The following is a 23,932-nucleotide window of genomic DNA, read 5'->3' as shown; positions in this document are numbered from 1 at the left end:
TGATCCAGGCGGGGCTTTTTTATATCTCAAGGTTTTATCAGGACGGCGGGAAAACCAGCGCGTCGGGCACATCGATATCCCACAACACACCCGGATCATCCACCGCGACTTCAATCACCCGCCCTTGGGCGAACAACGGCCGCGCGCCCCGATCACCGGACAATGCCATCAATCCTGCGGCGAACGAGCGACCAAACCCGACCGGATGCCCATAATCACCGTTCAACGTCGGTACGCTGACCGCATCCTCGGCAATCGCCGCCACGACCCGCTCAATACTCGACGGCAGGATGAACGGCATATCCCCCAGCACAATCAGCCAGCCATCGGCATCCGGGCAAGCCGCCACACCCGCCGCGATGCTATCGCCCATTCCCATGGACTCGATCGCGACAATGTCACACCCGTAAGCCTGCGCCATGCGCATCGCCTGCGGTCGCGCCTCGGTCGTTACCAGCACTCGCTGATCAAGGCTCGCCGGCAGATTCACCAGCACCTGCTCGATAACCGAACGCACCGCGCCATCGCGCCCGGTGCAATCGGCCAGCAGCTTGTCCTTGTCGGCGCCCGCCACTTTGCGAAAGCGGCTGCCCTCGCCCGCTGCCAGCACAATCACTCCGATGGATCGGCTCATACACTCTCCACTGTCTTCTTCTGCTTGAGCTCGACACCATTCTTGATCGCGACGATTTCCGCCAACAGCGACAGGGCGATTTCCGCCGGGGAATGGCTGCCAATATGCAAACCGATCGGCCCGTGCAAACGGGCGATGGCCGCTTCTGACAAGCCTAGCTCAGCGAGATTTTCCCGACGCTTGCGGCTGTTGATCCGCGAGCCGAGCGCACCGACGTAGAACGCTTTGGAGTCGAGCGCCGTGAGCAGCGCCATGTCGTCCAGACGTGGATCGTGAGTCAGCGCGACAATCGCCGTGCGCTCATCGGTCTGGATATTCAGCACCGCTTCATCCGGCATGCCGGGGACAAACCGCCCATGCTGCTCTTCCCAGCCATAGACGAATTCGGTGCGCGGATCACAGATCAGCACTTCGAAATCCAGCAGCCGCGCCATCTCGGCCACGTACCGCGACAACTGCCCGGCGCCGATCAACAGCAGGCGCCAGCGCGGGCCGTAAATGGCACGCAAAGTCTGGCCGTCGAAACTCAAGGCGTCGCTCTTGCCGGCCGGTCGCAGCACCACCTCACCAGTGCCGATGTTCAGCTCGCGAGCGACGATTTCGTGGGCTTCGCAGCGATCCAGCAACTCGGCGACCCACGCCGGATCGCCGACTCGCTCCTCAGTCAGGCGCAGAGTACCGCCGCACGGCAGGCCGAAACGCGCCGCCTCTTCCTGCGTCACGCCGTAGGTAATCAACTGCACCGGCGGCCCGTCGGCGGGAATCCGTCCGTCGTGCAGCCGGGCGATCAGATCGTCCTCGACGCAACCGCCGGACACCGAGCCGATCACCACGCCATCTTCGCGCAACGCGAGCATTGCGCCGGGCGCTCGGGGCGCGGTGCCCCAGGTCTGCACCACGCTGAATAACATCACTCGCTGCCCGGCACGACGCCATTCGAGCACACTGCGCAGGACATTCAGATCGGCGCTGTCCATCACGCTTGCGCCTTTTGCCAGCCCTGCAACTGGTAACGCACCGGCAGGTTGCGAATGCGCTGACCGGTAGCGGCGAAGATCGCGTTGCACAGCGCCGGCGCAATCGGCGGCACGCCCGGCTCACCGACACCGCCCAACGGCACCTCGCCCGGCGGCGTCACCAGATGCACCGCAACTTCCTTCGGCGCCAGCGACATACGCGCCACTTCATACATATGGAAGTTGTCTTGCTGCACCTTGCCGTCCTTGAAGCTGATTTCGCCCCACACGGCGTTGCCCAGGCCCATCACACAAGCGCCTTCGAACTGCGAACGGATGCGCTCGGGGTTGATCTGCGGGCCGCAATCCACGGCGATATCGGCCTTGTGCACGATCAGCGTGCCGTCGTCCTTGACCTCGACTTCGATCACCGCCGCCACATAGGTGACGAAGCTGTAATGCACGGCCAATCCGAGACCACGACCCTTGGGCAGTTGACGACCCCAACCCGCCGCCTTGGCTGCCGTTTCCAGCACGGTGCGCATGCGCCCGGTGTCGATCGGATAACGCTCGGGGGATTCGCCGTAATTCCATTCTTCACTGAGCGTGCGTGGGTCGATCTGCCGATCCGGGCCGAGCAGTTTGATCTGGTACTTGAGCGGATCTTCCTTGGCCTTGTGCGCCAGTTCGTCGACGAAACTCTGGATCGCAAAACCATGGGGAATGTTCGACACCGAGCGATACCAGCCGACCCGCGTATGCACCGTGGCCTCAGGGTTTTCCAGGCGCACGTTGGGAATCGCGTAGGCCATGTTGGTAAAGCCCATGCCCAGTTCGAATGCGGCCTCGTGGTTCATGCCCGGCGCAAACAGCGCGGTGATGCTCGGCGCTACCGTGCGGTGCAGCCAGGCGGACGGCAAGCCGTCCTTGCCCACACCGGCCTTGAGGTATTCGGCGGACACCGTGTGGAAATACGAGTTGTGGATATCGTCTTCCCGGGTCCATTGCACGCGCACTGCCTTGCCAGGGAATTCCTTGGCGAGCGCGGCCGCTTCAACGACGAAGTCCGGTTTGGACTTGCGCCCGAAACCACCGCCCAACAGCGTGACATTGAAGGTGACGTTATCGAACGGCAGCCCCAGGCGTTCGGCGATCCGCTCGCGGGTGACCTGCGGCGCCTGGCTCGGTGCCCAGGCCTCGCAGGTGCCATCCTTGTAACGGGCGATGGCGACCATCGGCTCCATCGGTGCCTGGGCCAGATGCGGCAAGTAATAAGAGGCTTCCAGCGTGCTGGCGGCGCTGCCGATGGCTTTGTCGATGTCACCGGTATTGCACACCACTTTGCCCGGTTTCAGCGAAGCGGCTTCGATCTCTTTGCGATAGGCGACCGAGTCATACGTGGCGTTCGGGCCATCGTCCCACTCGATCTTCAGCGCTTCACGGCCCTTCAATGCCGCCCAGGTGTTGCTGGCCACCACGGCCACGCCGCCCAATGGCTGGAATTCGGAAGGCAATGGCCGAGGCTCGATCTGGATGACTTTGAGGACGCCCGGCACTTTCAGCGCGGCGCTGTCGTCCACCGATTTGACCTTGCCACCGTACACCGCCGGACGCGCAATCACCGCAAACAGCATGCCGTCGAAATGCACGTCAGCCCCGTAAACCGCGCGACCATTGACGATGTCGGCACCGTCGATGGCTTTGGTACCTTCCTTGCCGATATAGCGGAATTCCGACGGCTGCTTTAGCCGCAGGCTGTCACGGGCCGGCACCGTCAGCGCACTGGCCGCAGCGGCCAGCTCACCGTAACCCAGCTCGCGTCCGGACGGTGTGTGAATGACTTTATGCAGTTGCGCGCGGCATTCGCCGACCGGCACCTTCCACTGGGCGGCGGCCGCTTGTTCCAGCATGGTCCGGGCGGCGGCGCCGCAACGGCGCATCGGTTCGTACCAGTGACGCATGCTGCGCGAGCCGTCAGTGTCCTGGTTGCCGAAGCGCACTTCATCACCCGGCGCCTGCTGAACCTTGACGTGCGCCCAGTCGGCTTCCAGCTCATCGGCAACCACCATGGTCAGGCTGGTGCGCACGCCCTGGCCCATTTCCGAACGGTTACAGACCACGGTCACCGTGCCGTCGGCGGCAATGCTGACGTAGACCTTCGGATCGTCGATCCAGCCGTTGGGCATGCCGTCGGCGCCGAACTGCTTCGGTTTGTCTTCGGCCAGCGCATCCTGCCAGCCCCAGCTCGCCGCCAGCACCAACGCCCCGGTGGCGCCGACGCCCTTGAGGAAGCCCCGACGGCTCAGGTTGCTCAGGGCGAAATCGTTCGGTAGACGGCTCATGCCTTGGCCTCCTTCAGGTGAGTGGATGCCTGACGGATCGCGGTCTTGATCCGGTTGTAGGTGCCGCAGCGGCAGATGTTGCCGACCATCGCCTCTTCGATCTGCTCGTCGCTCGGGTTCGGGTTGGTCTTGAGCAACGCGGTGGCGGACATGATCTGCCCGCCCTGGCAGTAACCGCATTGGGCCACGGCGGTGTCGAGCCAGGCTTGCTGGACGATCTGACCGACCGGGTCGGCATGCAGGTTGTCGATGGTGGTCACGTTCTGCCCGACCACCGAACCGATCGGGGTGATGCAACTGCGCGCCGGCGCGCCGTCGATATGAATGGTGCATGCACCGCACAGGCCCATGCCGCAGCCGAACTTGGTGCCGTTGTAACCGGCGACGTCACGGATCGCCCACAACAGTGGCATGTCCTCGGTGACATCGAGTGGATGATCTTGACCATTGAGTTTCAGGGTAATCATGGGCACGCCCGCATATTCTTGGAGGTTATGGGGTCGAGCCATCTGCCACCGCAGGGACGGTAGTGGTTCGCGCAGATCGGCTCAGGCTAATCAGGCTCTCTTGTACCGACGGGAACGTCTGCACCGGGCCTTTGGTGAAGCAAATGGCTGGTATCGTTAGCTGGCTACGTTAACCCGCGATTAACAAAAAAGCCCTGCACTTTTTTAAATAGTGCAGGGCTTTGGGTCCAGACTTGAAAGCGTAGCCTCAATAGCGATTGGGCTCCATTTCCAGTTCGACATTGAAACGTTCTGCAATGTCTTTCTGGATGCGCTGGGCCAGATCGAGCAATTGCAGCCCGGTCGCCGCGCCGTAGTTGACCAGCACCAGCGCCTGCAATTTATGCACGCCGGCATCGGCCTCGCGGAAACCTTTCCAGCCCGCTCGCTCGATCAACCAGCCGGCCGCGAGTTTCATCTGCCCGTCCGGTTGCGCGTAGGCCACCAGATCCGGGTGCTGCGCCTTGATCTGTGCGACCACGGCCGCCGACACCAGCGGGTTCTTGAAGAAGCTGCCGGCATTGCCGAGCACCGCCGGATCCGGCAGTTTTTCACTGCGGATGCTGCAAATGGCGCGGCTGACATCCGTCGGCGTCGGCTGCTCGATGCCCTGCTCGGTCAGGCGCTGCCGCACCGGGCCGTATTCCAGGTGCAGATGCGCGACTCGATTCAATGCGAAGCGCACTCGCAGGATCAACCAACGACCCGGCTGCTGTTTGAACACGCTGTCGCGGTAGGCGAACCGGCACTCCTCCAGACTGAAGTCACGCAGCTCGCCGGTCTGGCGATCCAGCGCCGTCAGGCCGGCGAACACATCCTTGATCTCGACACCGTAGGCACCGATGTTCTGCATCGGCGCGGCGCCGACAGTGCCGGGGATCAGACTGAGATTCTCCAGCCCGGAAAAACCCTGCGCCAGCGTGTGCTGCACGAACGGGTGCCACGGCTCGCCAGCTTCGGCTTCGATCACCACGCGGTTGCCGTCGTCGCTGATGACGCGGATGCCACGGCTGGCCATGCGCAGCACCAGCGCCGGGATGTCCGCCGTGAGCAACAGATTGCTGCCGCCGCCGATCACCAGCAACGGCACATCATGGGCACTCGCATATGCCAGGGCTTCGCGCACATCGGCGTCGCTGTGGGCTTCGGCAAACAGCTGCGCGCGAACGTCGACGCCGAAGGTATTGAAGGGTTTCAGGGAAACCTGCGGCTGTACCTGCAAACTCATAACCGCCCCTTCACTTCGATCAGCAACTGATCGCAGGCACGCTCGATCAGATCCAGCACCTGCTCGAAACCCTGATCGCCGTCGTAGTACGGATCCGGCACCTCGTCGACCACGCCTGCATAGCGGCGCAGAAACAGGTCCAGCTCGGCCTTGCCGGTGGACGGTTGCAAGGCCTTGAGGTTGCGCAGGTTGCTGTTGTCCATGGCGAGGATCAGGTCGTAACTGGCGAAATCGGCGCGGCTGACCTGCTGCGCGCGTTGCGCCGACAGGTCATAACCGCGCAGCTTGGCCGCAGCCTGACTGCGCTTGTCCGGCGGATTGCCGACGTGCCAGTCACCGGTGCCGGCGGAGGCCACTTCGACCTGATCCGCCAGCCCCGCTTCGCGCAACTTGTGGCGCAACACGCCTTCGGCGGTGGGCGAACGGCAGATGTTGCCCAGGCACACGAACAGAACGCGCATCAGGCCTCCAGCAGGCGACGGACGCGCTCGAGGTCTTCGGCGGTGTCGACCCCGGTCGGCGGCGCGATCAACGCGTCAGCCACATGAATCCGCACGCCGTGCCACAGGGCACGCAGTTGTTCGAGGGATTCGGTGTTTTCCAGCCAGCACGGGCCCCAGCTCACAAAGTCCTGAAGGAAACCGGCGCGGTAGGCATAGATGCCGATGTGGCGACGATACGGTACGCCTTCCGGCAGCACGTCGCGGCGCTTGGCGAACGCATCGCGAGCCCATGGCAGGGTCGCGCGACTGAAGGTCAGCGCCAGACCGTTGAGGTCGCTGACGACCTTGACCACGTTCGGGTTGAACAAGGTTTCCACGTCTTCGATCGGCTCGGCCAAGGTGGCCATGCGCGCTTCGGTGTGGGCCGCGAGGTTGGCGGCGACCTGATCGATCACGCTCGGCGGGATCAGCGGTTCGTCACCCTGCACGTTGACCACGATGGCATCCGGCTCCAGACCCAGCTTGGCAGCCACTTCAGCCAGACGATCGGTGCCGGAGTTGTGATCTTCACGGGTCAGCACCACTTCGGCGCCGAAGGCCTTGCAGGCCTCGACAATCCGCGCATCGTCGGTCGCCACCACCACACGGCTGGCGCTGCTTTTGCTCGCCTGCTCCCAGACGTGCTGGATCATCGGCTTGCCGGCGATGTCCAGCAGCGGCTTGCCCGGCAGGCGGGTCGAGGCGTAACGCGACGGGATGACAACGGTGAAGGCGGTGGTCATTTATCCAGACGCTCGTCGGTGGTCAGGGTACGGGCTTCGCTTTCCAGCATGACCGGGATGCCGTCGCGGATCGGGTACGCCAGACCGGCGCCCTTGCTGATCAGTTCGGTCTTGTCGGCGCTGAGTTTGAGCGGGCCTTTGCAGACCGGGCAGGCGAGGATATCGAGCAATTTGGTGTCCATGAACATTCCCTGGATAAAAACGGATTAAGGCAAAAGACGATCCGGCAACAGGCGCATCAACTGCGTGTCGAACCAGGCCACGAAGGCCGGCGACGGCACGGCATCGACCGTCAGATACCACCAGTCGTCGGCGGCGAAGGCACGGCACTTCACCGCGTCCTTCTCAGTCATCACCACTGGCAATGACGGCGTGAAACTCAAGGCCTGCACGCTGTATTCGGCGTGGTCGGCAAACGCGTGGGGCACAGGCCGCCAGTCTAGCGCTTCGAGGGTATTGAAGAAACGTTGCGGATTGCCGATCCCGGCTACCGCGTGCACGGCCTGACCGGGCGGAAAATGATCGAGCGGCCGGCGTTCGCCGCTGCGCAGATTGACCAGCGCCGACGGCTTGAGGCGGAAAGCGAATCCGCCGTCGCGGTCCTCAAGGGCGCCGTTGAACAGCACACCGTCAACGCTTTGCAGGCGCTCTGCCGGTTCGCGCAGGGGGCCGGCGGGCAGACAGCGCCGGTTGCCAAGCCCTCGGGCGGCGTCGATCAGCACCAGTTCCAGATCCCGCGCGAGGCGGTAATGCTGCATGCCGTCATCGGACAGGATCAGGTCCAGCGGCTCGCTGTCCAGCAGGGCTCTGACGGCGGCGCTGCGATCGGGGTCGATCATCAGCGGTACGCCGGTGCGCTGCACGATCAGCAGTGGTTCGTCGCCGGCGATGTCGGCAGTCTGATCGGCTTGGACTCGCCATGGCAGTTGCGCCGGTTTGGCGCCGTAACCACGACTGACCACACCGACCCGCAGCCCGTGGCGTCGGCAGTGCTCGATCAACCACAGGATCATCGGCGTCTTGCCGGTGCCGCCAACGGTGATATTGCCAACCACGATCACCGGCACCGGTGACTGATAGATCTCACCTTCGCCGTCGAGAAAACGCTGACGCTTGCCGGCCACGACGCGGCGGTACAGCCACTCCAGCGGCCGCAACAGCGTCAGGGCCGGGTGCCCTTGGTACCACGCGGCGAGCAGACGATCGGACATGGCCATCAGGATTTGGGCGCCGCCTCGACCGTGGTCATGCGCAGATGGCTGAAACCGAGCTTGCCGGCCGCGTCCATGGCGGTGATCACGGATTGGTGCTGAGTCTTGCCGTCAGCACTGATTGACAACGGCATGTTGGTGTCGCCGTTGGCTTCTTTCTGCATGGCTTCCATCAGGGTCGCCAGATCGTTCTTCGGCAGAATCTTGTTGTTCACCGAGAACACGCCTTCGGCGCTGATGGCCACGTCCAGTTGCTTGACCTGCTGATCCTCGGCCGGCGAACCGCTGACCGCTTCCGGCAGATCGACGCGCAACTGGGTTTCGCGGGTGAAGGTGGTGGTCACGACGAAAAACAGCAACAGGATGAACACCACGTCAATCAGCGACGCGAGGTTGATGTCGATGGTTTCCCGGGGCTTGCGACGGAATTTCACGCTTTGCCCCCGGCCAGATCGACGTCACGGTCGCCCTGCACCACTTCCACCAGTTTGATCGCTTCCTGTTCCATGCCCACCACCAGTTCATCGATGCGGCGTTGCAGGAAACGGTGGAAGAACACCGCCGGAATACCGACCATCAGGCCCGCTGCGGTGGTGATCAGGGCCTTGGAAATACCGCCGGCCAGGACCGAAGCGTTGGTGGTCATGCCGGCGCCGGTGAAGGCACTGAAGATGTCGATCATGCCCAGCACCGTACCCAGCAGACCCAGCAGCGGCGACATGGCAGCGATGGTGCCCAGCGCGTTGACGTAGCGTTCCAGCTCGTGGATGACCCGGGCGGCGGCTTCTTCAATGCACTCTTTCATGATCTCTCGACCATGCTTGGAGTTGGCGAGGCCCGCGGCGAGGATTTCACCCAGCGGCGAGTTGGCGCGCAATTCCTTGAGTTTTTCCTTGTTGAGCTGCTTGTCCTTGATCCAGACCCAGACCTGACCCAGCAGATGCTCCGGGGTGACGCGACTGGCGCGCAGGGTCCACAGGCGCTCGGCGACGATCGCCATGGCGGCGATGGAACTCAGAATGATCGGCAACATCATCCAGCCGCCGGATTTGACCAATTCCCACACAGTGACAGCCCCCTCGAAAAAGTGCGCCATTTTACCATACCGGTTCGCGATAAAGACTCGTCGCCCCGACGACCGTGCTCAACGGTACTCCGCCCCCGGCAACGGCGGGTCGCGCCAGAACCGGCGTTGTTGACGCATCGACCGGGCCGGCTGAAACCGCCCCAGTTGCAGATGAATGGCACCCTGCTCGGCGCTGTCATGGATTTGTATGCCCTGTTTGCGGTAGCGGGCGATGACCGTCGGGTGCGGGTGGCCGAACGAATTGCCCTGCCCTCGGGAAATCAGCACGGCCTGTGGCTGCAAAGCCTTGAGCAAGGCCATCGACGAAGAACTGCGGCTGCCATGGTGGGGGGCTTGTAGCCATTGGGTATGAACTGCCAGTGCGCTGTTGAGCAGGTCCCGTTCGGCGGCGCTGTCGATGTCACCGCTCAGCAGCAACCGTTCGCCATTGGCTTCGATCTGCAACACGCAGGAACGCTGGTTGCTGTCATGGGCGTCGGTCCACTGCCATAGATGAAAGGCCACGCCGTCCCACTGCCATTGCCGACCACTTTCACAAGCCTCGGCGTTCAGCGCTTCGGCTAGCCCCGACGGATCGCCGCTGATGACCCGACTGACCGGCAATCCTTTCGCTACGGCGAGTGCGCCACCCGCGTGATCGGCATCGGCATGGCTGAGCAGCATCAGGTCGAGTCGCTCGACGCCCAACTTGTGCAGGGCTGGCAACACCACCCGCTCGCCGACATCGAAATCGCCGAAGCGCGGGCCGCTGTCGTACAGCAAGGCGTGATGGCGCGTGCGGATCAGAATCGCCAGCCCTTGGCCAACATCAAGCTGCCAGACATCCGCCACGCCTTCGGCCAGTCGCTCCCGGGGCGGAAATGCCAGCACCAGCAGCAACGGCCAGCCCAGCGGGCGCAAAGGAACGCCCCGGGGCAGCAATAACAGCACTGCACCGATGCAACCCAGCGCCACGATCCAGCCCGGCATCGATTCTGCAACCCACGCCGGCCAGCGTCCGGCAATCAGGGCCAGCGCCCGGAACAATCCATCGATCAGTCCGCCCGCCAGCCACAGCAGCCCTTCCCCGACATAAGGGATCGGCAGCAGCAATGTGCCCAGCAACGCTGGCGGCAGCACCGCAAAACTGACGCATGGCACCGCCAGCAGATTGGCCAGCGGCCCGCTGAGACTGATCGGCAGGCTCAGCGCCAGCAGCACCGGGCACAAACCAATCGCGATCAGCCACTGCGCGCGCGTCCAGGTCTGCCACCAGCGCCACGGCCCCAGACGGCCGCCGAAGGTGAAGATCAACACAGCCACCGCCACGAACGACAGCCACAACCCCGGGCGCAGGCTGGCCAGCGGATCCATCAGCAACACGCCGTCGAACGCCAACAGCAATGGCCACCATGCACCGAGGTGGCGGAAGCGCAAACGCCACAACAGCACCAGCGCAACCATCACGCAGGCTCGCCGTACCGGCACGTCGAACCCGGCCAGCAGTCCGTAACCCAGCGCCGCCGCGAACGCCAGACCACACGCCCAGGGCAGCCAGGGCCAACGCAACGGCCAGATCCCGACCCGCGCCAGCCCGACGACCAGCGCATACATCAACGCAGCCAACAGCCCGATGTGCTGACCGGAAATCACCAGCAGATGCACGGTGCCGGTGTCCTGCAATATCTGCCAGTCTTCGCGGCCGAGACCCGAACCATCACCGAGGACCAACGCAGCCAGGGCGCCGTTACGTCCCTGGGCATCCACCGCAAGCAGGCGCTGGCGAATACTGTCGCGCCAGGCCCACTGCGCCGGCGCCAGACGCTGGCCATCTTTCACCGTCCCGGTGGCACCGATGCGCTGCGCCAGCAGCCAGGCTTCGTAATCGAACGCATCCGGATTGAGCAGGCCGCCGGGACGCTTGAGCTTGACCGCCAGTCGCCAGCGTTCGCCACTTTTGATCTCAGGCCCGGCGTACCACGCCAGACGCATCAGCGACGGCAGTTTCTCGTGACGCGAGCGCGCATCGGCCAGTTCGAAGCGCACGACGCCCTCGGCATTCTGCGGCAAGCCGACGACCCGTCCTTCCACCCAGCGTGTTTCTCCATCCAGCCGGGAAGGCAGTCGATCATTCAACGCCAACTGCGCGTTGAAACTCGCCCATGTGAATCCAAGCAGTAAAAAAGCCAGTGGATAGCTGCGAAACGGCAGCAGCATCAGCGCCACCCACGGCAACAGCAGCAATAACCCGACCGGCGGCAAGGCCGGTAAAAAAACCGGAGCCAGCAGACCGACCGCCAGCGCCATCATCCCTGTGCGCATAAGCCCGTCCTTGAGAGTCCCACCCTCAGGCATAGCGGTTGCGGGGCAAGGGCGTCGTTATCAATTGTCACAAAGTCTGAATGGGCGGTTCGTAGAATCCAGACATACTTGCCGCCTTAACCGACCGAGAAGCCTTATGCCCCGGCGCTTATTCAAACGTTACATGCCCGACCCGACGAGCATCAGGGAACACAAATCCTTACGCTTTCTCGGTACGTTGCTGCATGACCCGAACCTCTGGCACCTCAACCGTCACTCGGTGGCCCGCGCCATGGCCGTTGGCCTGTTCGCCGCGTTCCTGCCGATTCCCGCGCAAATGCTGGTGGCCGCCGTCCTCGCGATCATGGTGCGCGGCAACATGCCGATTGCCGTCAGTCTGGTCTGGCTGACCAATCCGATCACCATGCCGGCGGTGTTCTTCTGCACGTATCAGGCCGGGGCCTGGCTGATGGATGTGCCCGCCCGCACGCTCCCAGACGAATTGACCTGGGAATGGATCAGCGGCGAGCTCTCGACCGTGTGGCAACCGTTCCTGCTGGGTTCTGTGGTGGTCGGGCTGGCACTGGGCGCCCTCGCCTACTGTCTGGTGATGCTGTACTGGCGCTGGTGGGTGGCCCGGCAATGGGCGCGGCGCAAGAAAAGTCGCATGCGCTGAATGCAAAACGGCCTCCACTGTGGGAGGCCGTTTTGCATTCAGCATTGAAGAAATCAGGTACGCATTCCGCGCCCGCTCACCAGCAGCCGTGCGCAACCGAAATACAGCGCCACGGTCGCCACCAGCATGAAAGTGATCGCGATACCGATGCGGATGTCCGACACACCGAGGATGCCGTAACGGAAGGCGTTGACCATGTGCAGCACCGGGTTGGCCAGCGACACGGTCTGCCAGAACGGCGGCAGCAAGGTGATCGAGTAGAACACGCCACCAAGGTAGGTCAGCGGGGTCAGCACGAAGGTCGGGATGATCGAGATGTCATCGAAGTTGCGCGCAAACACCGCGTTGATGAAGCCCAGCAGCGAGAAGATCGTCGCCGTCAGCACCACCACCAGCACCGTCACACCGAGATGGTGCACCTGCAAATGGGTGAAGAACAGCGACAGGATCGTCACGATCACACCCACCATCAGACCTCGCAAGACGCCACCGATCGTGTAACCGATCAGGATCGTGTGCGGCGACACCGGCGACACCATCAGTTCTTCGATGGAGCGCTGGAACTTGCTGCCGAAGAAACTCGAGACTACGTTGCCGTAGGAGTTGGTGATCACCGACATCATGATCAGACCCGGCACGATGTACTCCATGTAGGTGAAGCCACCCATGTCGCCGATCTGCCGGCCGATCAGGTTACCGAAGATCACGAAGTACAGGACCATGGTGATCGCCGGCGGCAGCAGGGTCTGCGGCCAGATCCGGGTGAAGCGTCTGACTTCGCGGTAAACGATGGTGTTGAGGGCAACGAGGTTGGGGTGCAGCTCGGAACTCATACCGCCACCTTCGACAGATTTTTCTCCACCAGGGACACGAACAGCTCCTCGAGGCGATTGGTTTTATTGCGCAGGCTCAGCACTTCGATATTCTGCAGGGCCAGTTGGCCGAACAGCGCGGTAATGCCCACGGACTTGTCGACCTGGACTTCCAGGGTGTGGCCGTCCAGCAGACGCGCCGGGTAGCCCGCCAGTTGCGGCGCGGCGCTCAGGTCGTTCTTCAGGTCCAGCAGGAAGGTCTCCACATGCAACTGGCCGAGCAGCTGACGCATGCTGGTGTTCTCGACAATGGTGCCGTGGTCGATGATGCCGATGTTGCGGCACAGCTGCTCAGCCTCTTCCAGGTAGTGCGTGGTGAGGATGATGGTGATGCCTTTCTGGTTCAGTTCTGTGAGGAACGTCCACATCGAGCGACGCAGTTCGATGTCGACGCCGGCGGTCGGTTCATCGAGGATCAACAGACGCGGTTCATGCACCAGCGCCCGCGCGATCATCAAGCGACGCTTCATGCCGCCGGACAGCGAACGCGACGGCACATCGCGCTTGTCCCAAAGACCGAGCTGGGTCAGGTATTGCTCGGCGCGTTCCTTGGCGACCTTCGCCGGAATGCCGTAGTAACCCGCCTGGGTCACGACGATGTCGAAAGTCTTTTCGAACTGGTTGAAGTTGAATTCCTGGGGCACCACACCGATGGAGCGCTTGAGCGCCGCCGGGTTCTTGTCCAGGTCGTGGCCGAAGATGTTCACGGTGCCGCTGGTCTTGTTGACCAGGGTCGAGAGAATGCCGATGGTCGTGGATTTGCCGGCGCCGTTGGGGCCGAGCAAGGCGAAGAAGTCACCTTCGGCGACGTCCAGATCGATACCACTCAAGGCCTGGAACCCGTTGCCGTAGGTTTTGGTTAGCTGCCGGATGGACAGAGCGGAACTCATATCGGATTTACGCACCCAGTAAGGAAAAAAGGACTGATAAAAAGCCGGCGGCGAGGAAGACAACCGCAGCGCTCGAGCGCAATGGTGCTTGCCGTCGCCGCACAAGTACAGTCAAGTGTGTCGATAGTAGGTATTAAGTCAACGCGGTCATGACGGCTTTCTGATACGCCGGACGCTGCTTCAACCGCGCGTACCAGGCTTCGAGATTGGGCTGTGGCGCGCGCTCGATCGGCATCTCGAACCAGGCATAAATGAAACTGCCGAGCGGGATATCGCCCATGCCGATTTCACTCCCGGACAGATACGGCTGGTGCTTCAGCGCCTGATCGGCCATCGCCAGCAAGCTGTCGCACTCCTTGATCGCCGCATGGATTGCCGGCCAGTCCTGCTTGTCTGCCGGGGTACGCAAAACGCCCCAGAACACCGTGCGAAACGGCCCTGCGAAACTGGAAGTCGTCCAGTCCATCCACTTGTCGGCGGTGGCGCGGGTCTGCGGATCCGCCGGGTACCACGAGGTATCGGCCGCATGTTTTGCCAGCAGGTAACGCACGATGGCATTCGATTCCCACAACACGAAACCGTCGTCCTGAATCACCGGCACCCGCCCGTTCGGGTTCATCGCCCGATACTCCGGCGTGTCGACCACACCAAACGCGCCACCGGCATCGATGGCCTCGTAGGCCAGCCCGAGCTCTTCGGCCGCCCACAACGGTTTTCTGACATTCGACGAATTCTTGCGACCCCAGATCTTCAGCATGTCCGCCTCTTTTCCAGTAAATGGGCAGGCAGCATACGCCGGATCAGAAGCGGCCGACATCACCGCGCATGTCACTGGACAGGGGCGTCTGCTGATCGTTGAACAGGTGCGGATAACATTTCTGCAGATGTTCGAAGAAAAAAGATTCCGGTACATCAGCGAACTGGCCGTGATCGACGAGGTACTCCATCAGCAGCGCGCCATCGCTGTTGTACGGGTGGAAAACGCTGTCGTTCATGCCGTCGAATTCCAGCGGTGCAACGTTGAACATTTCGCAGAGCTTCTGGTTGAACGCGGGGGTGGCTTTCACCCAGCGATCATTGAGAAACAGCTCAGTATAACCATGCATGGCGAACACTTCGCTTCTCAGCAGTTCAAGCAGACGCGGCGTCGACAGATGATTTTTCACATCCGCCAGACCGATGCGCGCGGGGATCCCGCAATGGCGCGCGCAACCGGCGAGCAACGTGGCCTTGGGCACGCAATAACTCTCACCCGCCGCCAGCGCGAAACTGCCACGCAAGGTCTGCGGGTCGCGGCTGAAGGTGTACATGTTGTAACGCACCGCCTCGCGCACCGCGTAATAAAGACTGATCGCCTGCGCGAGCGGATCGCGACTGGCACCACGGTGCTGCTCGGCGAACTCCACCACCGAGGGGTGGTCACTATCGATGAAGCGGCCGGGGCTCAGATACTCGTGCATGACGACATTCTCCTGATTGAGCCCCGAGTCTAGCGAGAGGTTCAGCACAGAGATAACGACGTTTCGGCCAAACATGCACGTAAAGACGCGGAAGCTGCGAACGATTTCCCACGCGTGTTGCCCACCGAACCTACAAAAGACATCCGGGGTTTCCCACGATTTCAATCACCTTGCTCTGACCGCCCCGTTTTGCAGATGCCGTCTAAGCTCTGGAGGGTCGGTTCGCCCTGGTTCACGGAGGATTAAATATGCTGTTGTTGTGGATACTGGTTCTGATCGTCGGCGTGGCGTATCTGGCCCACCGGCGCATCGCCCCGCTGCCGGCACTGGGTATCGTCGCCGCTTACCTGTTGGCGATGGGGATTTTCAGCCACGCACCGGGCTGGTTGCTGCTGATTTTCTGGGTCGTGCTGGCCCTGGTGGCCGTCCCGCTGCTGTTGCCTGACCTGCGCCGCAAACACTTTACCGCGCCGCTGTTCAGCTGGTTCCAGAAAACCCTGCCACCGATGTCGCAGACCGAACGCGACGCGATCGACGCCGGCACGGTGTGGTGGGACGGCGAACTGTTCAGCGGCCGCCCGGACTGGGACAAGCTGCTGTCCTATCCCAAGGTGCAACTGAGCGAAGAGGAACAGGCGTTCATCGACGGCCCGACCGAAGAACTCTGCGCGATGGTCACCGACTGGCAGATCGGCCAGTCGATGGACTTGCCGGCCGAAGCCTGGACCCACATCAAGGAACACGGTTTCTTCGCCCTGATCATTCCCAAGGAGTTCGGCGGCAAGGGTTTTTCCGCCTACGCCCACTCCCAGGTGGCGATGAAACTGGCGACCCGCAGCGGCGACCTCGCCTCCACCGTGATGGTGCCCAACTCCCTCGGCCCGGCCGAACTGCTGCTGCATTACGGCACCGACGAACAACGCAATCATTACCTGCCACGGCTGGCCCGGGGCGACGATATTCCGTGCTTTGCGCTGACCGGCCCGCTCGCCGGTTCAGACGCGGGCGCCATGCCCGACACCGGGATCATCTGCAAAGGCGTATGGGAAGGCCAGGAAACCCTCGGCCTGCGCCTGAACTGGGAAAAACGCTACATCACCCTCGGCCCGGTCGCGACCTTGCTCGGCCTGGCCTTCAAGGCCTATGACCCGGATCACCTGCTCGGCGACAAAGAAGACCTCGGCATCAGCCTCGCGCTGATCCCGACCGATACTCCCGGCGTGGAAATCGGTCGCCGCCACCTGCCGCTGGGCGCCGCGTTCATGAACGGCCCCAACTCCGGCAAGAACGTGTTCATCCCGCTGGACTACCTCATCGGCGGCCAGGACATGCTCGGCAAAGGCTGGATGATGCTGATGAACTGCCTGTCGGTCGGGCGTTCGATCTCGCTGCCGGCAGTGGGTACCGGCGCGGCCAAGTTCACCAGTCTGGTGACCGGGCAATACGCGCAGATTCGCGAGCAGTTCAACGTGCCACTGTCAGCGTTCGAAGGCATTCAGGAAGCCATGGCGCGGATCGGCGGCAACGCCTGGATGATGGACGCCGCACGAATGCTGACTGCCAATGCGGTGGATCTGGGCGAGAAACCTTCTGTGCTGTCGGCGATCCTCAAATATCACCTCACCGAACGCGGTCGCGAGTGCATCAGCCACGCCATGGACGTGCACGGCGGCAAGGCGATCATCATGGGCCCGAACAACTACCTGGGCCGCAGCTGGAACGGCGCGCCGATCTTCATCACCGTGGAAGGCGCGAACATTCTTTCGCGCAACCTGATGATCTTCGGCCAGGGCGCCATCCGCTGCCATCCGTTCGTGCTCAAGGAAATGGCCCTCGCCGGACGCGAGGACAAGGACCAGGCGCTCAAGGAATTCGATGGCCTGCTGCTCAAGCACATCGGATTTGCCGTGAGCAACGCCGCCAGCACGCTGATGCTGAACCTCGGCTTCGGTCATTTCGAACATGCACCGGGAGACAAGCTCAGCCAAGGTTACTTCCGCGCTCTCAACCGTCAGGCTGCCGCGTTTGCCATGCTCGCCGACCTGAGCATGATGCTGCTGGGTGGCGAGCTGAAACGGCGCGAGCGTTTGTCGGCGCGTCTAGGTGATGTGCTGAGCAACCTGTATCTGGCCTCGGCGGCGCTCAAGCGTTACCACGACCTCGATTCCCCGGCGTACATGGAACCGCTGTTCCGATGGGCCATGGAAGAAAGCCTCGGCCAGTCGGAAAAAGCGCTGGATGAACTGCTGACCAACTTCCCGAACCGAGTCTTTGGCTGCCTGCTGCGCGTGATCGTGTTCCCGTTCGGTCGCCGTCACAAAGGCCCGTCGGACAGACTCGGCGCCGAAGTGGCTGCGGTCATCGGCCGGGCCAAGGGCGATCCGGCGCTGGAAGAACTGCTTGCCGGCTGCTATCGCCCGCAATCGGCCGACGATGCGGTCGGTGCTCTGCAACACGCCTGCGATCAGTTGAACGCTGCGCAACCGCTGCACAAAAAGCTGCACACGTCGCTCAAGAGCGGTCAGGTCAAACCGGTTGCCGGCGAACACGCCATCGATGCCGCACTGGAGGCCGGGGTGTTGCAGGCCGTGGAAGCCCAGACCCTGCGTGATGCCGAAGCGGCGCGGCGCAAGGTGATCGATGTCGATGATTTCGACAAGGAGCAACTGAAACCGGCGGACGGCAAAATCCGCTGATCCCTTCAATCAGTGAAAAACGGGCGCAGGGGCTTTATACTCCCGCGCCCGTTTTGCTCTTGAGGACTTATCTCGTGTCCAACGTCGTTGCCGATCATCTGGTTTTGCTCGACCACCTGCGCAGTATCCTGGTCGCCGTAGGTGAGGCCGATCAGGTTCCCGAAGAAAGCCATGCCCTGTTCCTGGAGCGTTTCGACGAACTGCTGGCATCCCTGCCGATCGAGCCGATCGAAAGCCAATACCTGGGCCAGGACATCCTGACTCAAGTGATTACCCGTTACCCGCAAATTGCCCACCTGATCCCGCGGGATCTGCTGTGGTTCTTCGCCGGCGACTGCCTGCATTACCTTTCCGACGAAGAAATCGACATGTATCAGGCGCTGGAAGAACGCCGCTACGAAGCCGAACAGAACGACGAGCCGTTCGACTGGAACCAGGAAAAACAGCTGCTGGCGATGTCCGCCCAGGACAGCAAGCACTGATTTTCGCCCGATAAAAAAAGGCCCGCACGGTGATCCATGCGGGCCTTTTTTTATCAGGTCAAAGCAACCCTTCACTCTCGGGCAATTCGTACTCGGCCAACGGTTTTGCACCGCCAGACTTTCCCGGTTTGCTCAGGGTCGGCTCTTTCTCCAGGCACTCCACCAGATAGTCAATGAACACCCGCAGCTTCGGCGGCAGATAGCGCGTCGGCGAGTGCAGCAACCACAATCCGCCGTGGTACGAGGCCAGGAATGTCCATTCCGGCAGCACCTGCACGATCAGCCCCTGCTCAAGCGCATAACGCGCGGTGAAATACGGCAGGCTGCCGATACCGATGTGCTGCAACACCGCACCCAGACGCACGCCGGTGTGATTGGCGGCATACCGCCCGCGCACGCCGACAGTGACGGCTTTCGTGCCTTTCTTGAATTTCCAGCGCGCATCGCTCGGGGTTTCGCCCAGGTAAATGCAACTGTGGTTAAGCAAGTCATGGGGATGAGTCGGCGTCCCGTGTTCGGCCAGATACTGCGGCGTCGCGCAGAGCAAATGGTCGATGGTCAACAGTTGTCGTCCCACCAGTCCAGCCGGTGGACGGTCCGTGATGCGAATGGCCAGGTCGACATGGTCGTCGATAAGATCGACCTGGCGGTCCTCCAGCAACAGCTCCACGTCGACCTTCGGATAGCGCCGCAGAAACTCCGGCATGTGCGGATGAATCACGAAGCGCCCAACCGCTTTCGGCACGCTGACCCGCACCAGCCCCTCGGCTTCGTGGGTGAACTGGCCGCTGATCTCCATCACCGACTTCGCCGCGCTGACCATTTCCTGACAGCGTTTGAACACCTCTTCCCCGCCATCGCTCAAGCGCAGTTTGCGCGTGGTGCGTTGCAGCAGCCGCGTGGCCAGCGCCTTCTCCAGCCGGGAAATGCTGCGGCTGACTGCCGATGGCGATGAGCCCAATTGGCGAGCGGCTTCGGAGAAGCTTCCGGTCTCTACGACCTTGACGAAAATCGCCATTTCACCGAGCAGCGGCAGTGGAAGATTTATGCTCACAGCGCAACAGTCCTTTGATGTTTGAACGGATTATCACGTTATTGCACGATTCATATAATTAAAAAAGAAACTTTAATAAGGGCATGGAATATGACGCTTCGCCTCTTTTTCCATAGTGATGACCTCAAGGCCAATGTGGAAGTCCTCGACTGCACGCCCCAAGAGAACGAATTCGCCGTTGTGTTGCGCGCCACACTTTTTCATCCCCAGGGCGGTGGCCAACCCTGTGATACCGGCTGGATTGGCGACAGCCAGGTTCTGCGCGTCGTTCAGGAACCGGACCGGATCATTCATTTCGTCGATCAACCGGTGCCACTGGGCATGACCCAGATTCGCGTCGACGAAGAACGCCGCCGCTTCAACACCCGCATGCACTCTGCCGGGCATTTGATCGGCCACTTTGTCCAGGCCATGGGCTGGATGCCGATCAAGGCCCATCACTGGCCGGACGAGGGCCGGGTGCAATTCAAGCCCGGAGATTCGGCTCAGGAAGTCGATGCACAAGTCGTTCAATACGGCATCGGGCAATGGATCGAACACGATCTGCCACGCCTGACGTCCCTGCGCGAAGGCGCACGGGAAATCGGTTTCGGTGAACTGCCAGCCTATGGCTGCGGTGGCACCCATGTACGCAGCCTGAAGGATCTGGGCACAGTCACGATCGCGTCCCTTTCGCAGAAGAAAGGCACGTTGTCCGTCCACTACAGCGTGGATTGAGGATTTCGGGCGCTGCCAGATGCAGCGTCCGACGCCGGGGGAACCGCGTTCGCCGGTTCCGTTGACTATTCGATAGATGGACCTGAAACCATGATGCTTGACGTCGAGCGTCTCGATGAGACGTGCATAAAAAAACTGGCCAACGAAGAAGTCCTCGCCATCCGCGTCAAGGGCTTTCTGCCCCAGGCGCAGGCGATCCAGATTGGCGACAAGATCCTCGCGCCCGGCTTCGAGGGCTACATCAACGCGCCCAGCATCGGTCGCATCGGCATGGCGTTCTACGAGGCGGAAAACCAGCCGCTGCTGATCGAAGACTACTTCGAGCGCGCCACCCGCAACATCGCCGAACTGCGTAACCGCTGCGCGCCCTACTCGTCGCCGGTCGACACCCTGCGCTGCATGCTCGACGAATCCTGGCCGGCGGGCGCCCACCTGGAAAACCTCTACGGTCGCAAGATGTACGTCGGGTTGTCCCGGGTGGTGAAACCGGGCGTGTGCTTCCTGGCCCACCACGACATCTTCGCCAAGGACGCGCCGGAGAGTTTTCAGGCCCGTAGTCTGGAGGCGCAATTCGCCTGCAACGTCTACCTCAACATGCCGACCGAAGGCGGCGCGTTGCAGATGTGGGAAGACGACATCTCGCCGGACCGCTTCGACGAGATGCGCGGCGACAGCTACGGCATCGACCCGGCGCTGCTCGGCCCGCCGGCCCTCGAAGTACGCCCGGAACCGGGGGATTTCATCATGTTCAATTCGCGTCGCATGCACTCGGTCACGCCGGGCGTGGCCGATCCGCGCTTGAGCCTTTCGTTTTTTGTCGGCTATCGCGGCAATGCTTCACCCCTGACTTTCTGGAGCTGAAATGACATCGAATTACCTGGGCGAGTTTCTGGCGCTGGCCACCATCCACTTTCTGGCCGTGGTCGCTCCCGGACCGGACTTCGCCGTGACCATACGCCAGAGTGTGCGCTTCGGCCGCTTGGTCGGCATCTGCACGGCACTGGGCATCGGCGCGGGAATTTCCGTGCACGTGCTGTACACCCTGTTGGGCGTTGGAGCCTTGATGCACACCACGCCCTGGCTGCTGACTGTCGCCAAAGTGATCGGCGGCGCTTACATTCTTTACCTGGGCGTCAGCCTGATCCGCAGCAAACCCAAGACGGCACTGGAGGGCGAAAAGACCAGCGACGAACCACTGGTCGAGCAATCGCTGTTCAAGGCGTTTTCCACCGGTTTCCTGACCAACGCCACCAACCCCAAGGCCACGCTGTTTTTCCTGGCGATATTCACCACGATCATCAGCGCCAGCACGCCGCTGCAAATTCAGGCGCTGTACGGGTTGTGGATGTGCGGGGTGAATGCGTTGTGGTTCGTGATCGTCGCGCTGTTCTTTTCCAGCAGCAAAGTGCGCGTGCTGTTCATGCGCATGGGCCACTGGTTCGAGCGCAGCATGGGGGTGATTCTGATCCTGTTTGCCGGGCGCCTGGTGTTGTCGATGTAAGCAGGTTGATCGGAGAAGCCCGATCCAGACAGACCGGACGGGCTTTTTTCGATTCTGCGCCGCTTTTGCATTTCTGTGCGACGCATCCCACTTCGGGGGCTCCCCTATCACTTGCGGGTGGTGTTAGTTTGCGAAACCGTCTGACGCATCGATCAGACACTTCCTACTCACTGCCTGCAAAGGAATGCCCATAGCAATGGACTTTTCACTCAAGCAACTGGCCGCGTCGACGCTGATCCTGGCCAGCCTTTCGTCCGTGACACTGCCAGCCCACGCGAACCTTACCGAGCAGCAGAGCGCGACCATCCTCAAGACATTCAATGAGGCAAAGGTCAGTGACTTCAGAGCGTTTCTCGGTGATCTGGCCAAGAACGACCTGAGCAAGGCCGACGAACTGCGCCCAGCCATCAGCGCTTTCCTCGACAACAAGACGCTGACCGCCGAACAGCAGAACGAAATCCATCGCCTGCTCGGCCTCTACACACGCTTGAAGTACGGCAAAGCTGCGCTGGAAACCCTGCGTGAACTGGTGGAAATCCCGACCTTCCGCAAGGACGGTGTCGACCAGCACGACAATCCCGAATTCATCAAGATCGCCGGCAAGATCAAGGATCTGGCCGAGTCTTTCGGCCTGAACTACCGCAACATCGACAACCGCGTCTACGAAATCTCCCTCGACGGCAGCGGCAAGGACGTAGTCGGCATTCATGCTCACGCCGACGTGGTGCCGGTAACGCCGGAGAACTGGGTGCTGAAGGACGGCACCAAACTTGATCCGTTCAAGGTCACGCTGATCGGCGACCGCATGTACGGCCGCGGCACCGAGGACGATAAAAACGGCATCGTCGTGACGCTGTATGCCATGAAGGTGATCAAGGAAGAGAAGCTGCCACTGGCGCGCAATTTCAAACTGCTGGTAGACACCACCGAAGAAACCACCGGCGACGCGATTCCTTACTACTTCGAACGCAACCCAACGCCGGAGTACAACCTGGCACTGGACGGTGGCTACCCGGTAGTGATTGCCGAGAAAGGCTACGGCACGGTCATGGCCAAGTTCGCCAAGCGCAAAGCCGAGGGCAAAGGCGCAGAACTCATCTCGATGACCGGTGGCCTGGCGACCAACCAGATCCCTTCGGTTTCGGTCGTCACGCTGGTGACCGACAAACCCGCCGACCTGGCGGCCAGCCTGCAAAAGGCCGGCACCGAATACGCCAAGCGCAATGGCGGCGATTTTGAAGTGAACGCCAAGGTCGATGGCAAAGACGTCAAACTTACCGTCACCGGTGTTTCCGCGCACTCGTCCGAGCCAGAGTCCGGCGTCAACCCGGTCGCTCGCATGCTCGATTTCATCCACAGCGTGGACGGCAAGATCGCCTTCAAGCACAACCACATCACCGACGCTGCGCACTACGCCGCCGACAACTGGGGCCTGGATTACAAGGGCGGCAAGCTGGGTGTCGGGTTCGCGGATAGCTTCATGGGGCCGCTGACCACGTCCCTGACCTACGTCGGCATGGACGACAAAACCTTCAAACTCGCGGTCAACCTGCGCGTGCCGAAGGGCAAGTCGCCGGAAGTGCTCAAAACAGAAATCGCCGACAAACTCGCGGCCTGGAGCAAGAAAAACCATGTCGCAGTGAACTTCGACTACTCGATTGCCGAACCGATGTATCGCAACCCGGAAGGCGAATGGGTCAAGGCGCTGCTGGCCGTGGCCACCGAAAACCTGGGCATGAAACACGAATTCGGTACCTCGGCCGGCGCCACCTCGGTGCATGAACTGCCCAACGGTGTGCAGTTCGGCCTGGCACGACCTGAGGTCAAGTACACCGGTCACACCGACGGCGAGTTCAAGACCGTTGACCAGTTCCTGCTGGACCTGCAGATCGTCACCGAAATGATGGGACGCATCGGGCAGCTGCCGAAGCTCTGATCGCGTGTCGGGCCCGCCAGATTGGCGGGCCCACAAAAAAAGGACCGCGAGGTCCTTTTCTAGTGCCTGACAAAAAATGCACAAACAAAAACGCCGCTCATTACTGAGCGGCGTTTTTGTGAATTTGGAGCGGGAAACGAGACTCGAACTCGCGACCCCGACCTTGGCAAGGTCGTGCT

General features: G+C 61.8%; 24 protein-coding genes. 7 read left to right on the top strand and 17 right to left on the bottom strand.

Annotation, left to right across the window (positions count from 1 at the left end):
• Window positions 1-37 precede the first annotated feature (37 nt).
• The 12 genes from ACODTD_RS19855 to ACODTD_RS19800 all read right to left on the bottom strand — a co-directional run bounded on the left by ACODTD_RS19855 (window position 38) and on the right by ACODTD_RS19800 (window position 11,490).
• A complete protein-coding gene (locus ACODTD_RS19855) occupies window positions 38-634 on the bottom strand; it encodes a nucleotidyltransferase family protein (protein WP_201815910.1) in 597 nt (198 codons plus the stop codon).
• Window positions 631-1,611, bottom strand: coding sequence for an XdhC family protein (locus ACODTD_RS19850; RefSeq protein WP_011335444.1), 981 nt, complete (start codon window positions 1,609-1,611; stop codon window positions 631-633). The genes ACODTD_RS19855 and ACODTD_RS19850 overlap by 4 nt, the downstream gene beginning before the upstream one ends.
• A complete protein-coding gene (locus ACODTD_RS19845) occupies window positions 1,611-3,932 on the bottom strand; it encodes a xanthine dehydrogenase family protein molybdopterin-binding subunit (RefSeq protein WP_489105117.1) in 2,322 nt (773 codons plus the stop codon). The genes ACODTD_RS19850 and ACODTD_RS19845 overlap by 1 nt, the downstream gene beginning before the upstream one ends.
• Complete coding sequence (locus ACODTD_RS19840; protein WP_039770687.1) at window positions 3,929-4,399, bottom strand: (2Fe-2S)-binding protein; 471 nt, start codon at window positions 4,397-4,399, stop codon at window positions 3,929-3,931. Before ACODTD_RS19840 ends, ACODTD_RS19845 begins: the two co-directional genes overlap by 4 nt.
• A 247-nt stretch (window positions 4,400-4,646) precedes the next feature.
• Complete coding sequence (murB, locus tag ACODTD_RS19835) at window positions 4,647-5,666, bottom strand: UDP-N-acetylmuramate dehydrogenase (RefSeq protein ID WP_011335447.1); 1,020 nt, start codon at window positions 5,664-5,666, stop codon at window positions 4,647-4,649.
• On the bottom strand, window positions 5,663-6,127 hold the full coding sequence (locus tag ACODTD_RS19830; RefSeq protein ID WP_007950772.1) for a low molecular weight protein-tyrosine-phosphatase: 465 nt from the start codon (window positions 6,125-6,127) through the stop codon (window positions 5,663-5,665). The genes murB and ACODTD_RS19830 overlap by 4 nt, the downstream gene beginning before the upstream one ends.
• On the bottom strand, window positions 6,127-6,891 hold the full coding sequence (gene kdsB, locus ACODTD_RS19825; protein WP_285354733.1) for a 3-deoxy-manno-octulosonate cytidylyltransferase: 765 nt from the start codon (window positions 6,889-6,891) through the stop codon (window positions 6,127-6,129). Before kdsB ends, ACODTD_RS19830 begins: the two co-directional genes overlap by 1 nt.
• The gene (locus tag ACODTD_RS19820; protein ID WP_003179363.1) at window positions 6,888-7,073 is read right to left on the bottom strand and encodes a Trm112 family protein; all 186 of its coding nucleotides are present in this window, start codon (window positions 7,071-7,073) and stop codon (window positions 6,888-6,890) included. Before ACODTD_RS19820 ends, kdsB begins: the two co-directional genes overlap by 4 nt.
• 24 nt (window positions 7,074-7,097) lie before the next feature.
• The gene (gene lpxK, locus ACODTD_RS19815; protein WP_285354730.1) at window positions 7,098-8,108 is read right to left on the bottom strand and encodes a tetraacyldisaccharide 4'-kinase; all 1,011 of its coding nucleotides are present in this window, start codon (window positions 8,106-8,108) and stop codon (window positions 7,098-7,100) included.
• On the bottom strand, window positions 8,108-8,536 hold the full coding sequence (locus ACODTD_RS19810) for an ExbD/TolR family protein (protein WP_007950767.1): 429 nt from the start codon (window positions 8,534-8,536) through the stop codon (window positions 8,108-8,110). The genes lpxK and ACODTD_RS19810 overlap by 1 nt, the downstream gene beginning before the upstream one ends.
• On the bottom strand, window positions 8,533-9,168 hold the full coding sequence (locus tag ACODTD_RS19805) for a MotA/TolQ/ExbB proton channel family protein (protein WP_011335450.1): 636 nt from the start codon (window positions 9,166-9,168) through the stop codon (window positions 8,533-8,535). Before ACODTD_RS19805 ends, ACODTD_RS19810 begins: the two co-directional genes overlap by 4 nt.
• Window positions 9,169-9,246: 78 nt before the next feature.
• Window positions 9,247-11,490 (bottom strand): DNA internalization-related competence protein ComEC/Rec2, encoded by a 2,244-nt coding sequence (locus ACODTD_RS19800; RefSeq protein ID WP_285354725.1) that lies wholly within the window; start codon window positions 11,488-11,490, stop codon window positions 9,247-9,249.
• Between the two features lie 136 nt (window positions 11,491-11,626).
• Between ACODTD_RS19800 and ACODTD_RS19795 the strand changes: the two genes are divergently transcribed.
• Window positions 11,627-12,145 (top strand): DUF2062 domain-containing protein, encoded by a 519-nt coding sequence (locus tag ACODTD_RS19795; RefSeq protein WP_489105116.1) that lies wholly within the window; start codon window positions 11,627-11,629, stop codon window positions 12,143-12,145.
• A gap of 53 nt (window positions 12,146-12,198) precedes the next feature.
• On the opposite strand, the gene ACODTD_RS19790 is transcribed toward ACODTD_RS19795, so the two are convergent.
• From ACODTD_RS19790 to ACODTD_RS19775, 4 genes are all read right to left on the bottom strand, one after another.
• Window positions 12,199-12,978 carry an ABC transporter permease gene (locus ACODTD_RS19790; RefSeq protein WP_489105115.1) on the bottom strand — a complete coding sequence of 260 codons (780 nt, stop codon included), beginning with the start codon at window positions 12,976-12,978 and terminating at the stop codon, window positions 12,199-12,201.
• Entirely contained in the window at window positions 12,975-13,907 is a 933-nt protein-coding gene (locus ACODTD_RS19785; RefSeq protein ID WP_201815918.1) for an ABC transporter ATP-binding protein, read from the bottom strand. Before ACODTD_RS19785 ends, ACODTD_RS19790 begins: the two co-directional genes overlap by 4 nt.
• 133 nt (window positions 13,908-14,040) lie before the next feature.
• Entirely contained in the window at window positions 14,041-14,664 is a 624-nt protein-coding gene (locus ACODTD_RS19780; protein ID WP_041475399.1) for a glutathione S-transferase family protein, read from the bottom strand.
• A 43-nt stretch (window positions 14,665-14,707) separates the two neighbouring features.
• Window positions 14,708-15,367: a transglutaminase-like domain-containing protein gene (locus tag ACODTD_RS19775; protein ID WP_489105114.1), complete on the bottom strand. Its 660-nt coding sequence runs from the start codon at window positions 15,365-15,367 to the stop codon at window positions 14,708-14,710.
• A 248-nt stretch (window positions 15,368-15,615) separates the two neighbouring features.
• Between ACODTD_RS19775 and ACODTD_RS19770 the strand changes: the two genes are divergently transcribed.
• Complete coding sequence (locus ACODTD_RS19770; RefSeq protein ID WP_011335457.1) at window positions 15,616-18,063, top strand: acyl-CoA dehydrogenase; 2,448 nt, start codon at window positions 15,616-15,618, stop codon at window positions 18,061-18,063.
• Window positions 18,064-18,137: 74 nt separating this feature from the next.
• Window positions 18,138-18,545, top strand: a complete 408-nt coding sequence (locus ACODTD_RS19765; RefSeq protein ID WP_007950758.1) for a PA2817 family protein — start codon at window positions 18,138-18,140, stop codon at window positions 18,543-18,545.
• A 58-nt stretch (window positions 18,546-18,603) separates the two neighbouring features.
• On the opposite strand, the gene ACODTD_RS19760 is transcribed toward ACODTD_RS19765, so the two are convergent.
• On the bottom strand, window positions 18,604-19,599 hold the full coding sequence (locus ACODTD_RS19760; RefSeq protein WP_011335458.1) for a LysR family transcriptional regulator: 996 nt from the start codon (window positions 19,597-19,599) through the stop codon (window positions 18,604-18,606).
• A 90-nt stretch (window positions 19,600-19,689) separates the two neighbouring features.
• Here ACODTD_RS19760 and ACODTD_RS19755 point away from each other — a divergent pair, with 90 nt between their 5' ends.
• The 4 genes from ACODTD_RS19755 to ACODTD_RS19740 all read left to right on the top strand — a co-directional run bounded on the left by ACODTD_RS19755 (window position 19,690) and on the right by ACODTD_RS19740 (window position 23,753).
• Window positions 19,690-20,316, top strand: coding sequence for an alanyl-tRNA editing protein (locus ACODTD_RS19755; RefSeq protein WP_489105113.1), 627 nt, complete (start codon window positions 19,690-19,692; stop codon window positions 20,314-20,316).
• A gap of 90 nt (window positions 20,317-20,406) precedes the next feature.
• Window positions 20,407-21,177, top strand: a complete 771-nt coding sequence (locus tag ACODTD_RS19750) for a 2OG-Fe(II) oxygenase (protein WP_085745074.1) — start codon at window positions 20,407-20,409, stop codon at window positions 21,175-21,177.
• A gap of 1 nt (window position 21,178) precedes the next feature.
• Window positions 21,179-21,817, top strand: coding sequence for a LysE family translocator (locus ACODTD_RS19745; protein ID WP_201815926.1), 639 nt, complete (start codon window positions 21,179-21,181; stop codon window positions 21,815-21,817).
• Window positions 21,818-22,013: 196 nt separating this feature from the next.
• Window positions 22,014-23,753 carry a dipeptidase gene (locus tag ACODTD_RS19740; RefSeq protein WP_489105112.1) on the top strand — a complete coding sequence of 580 codons (1,740 nt, stop codon included), beginning with the start codon at window positions 22,014-22,016 and terminating at the stop codon, window positions 23,751-23,753.
• The last annotated feature ends 179 nt before the right edge of the window (window positions 23,754-23,932 follow it).

Source organism: Pseudomonas sp. FG35 (assembly GCF_057809295.1).
Note: the sequence above shows the minus strand (reverse complement) of the source record. Positions and strands in the feature narration are given on the sequence as shown.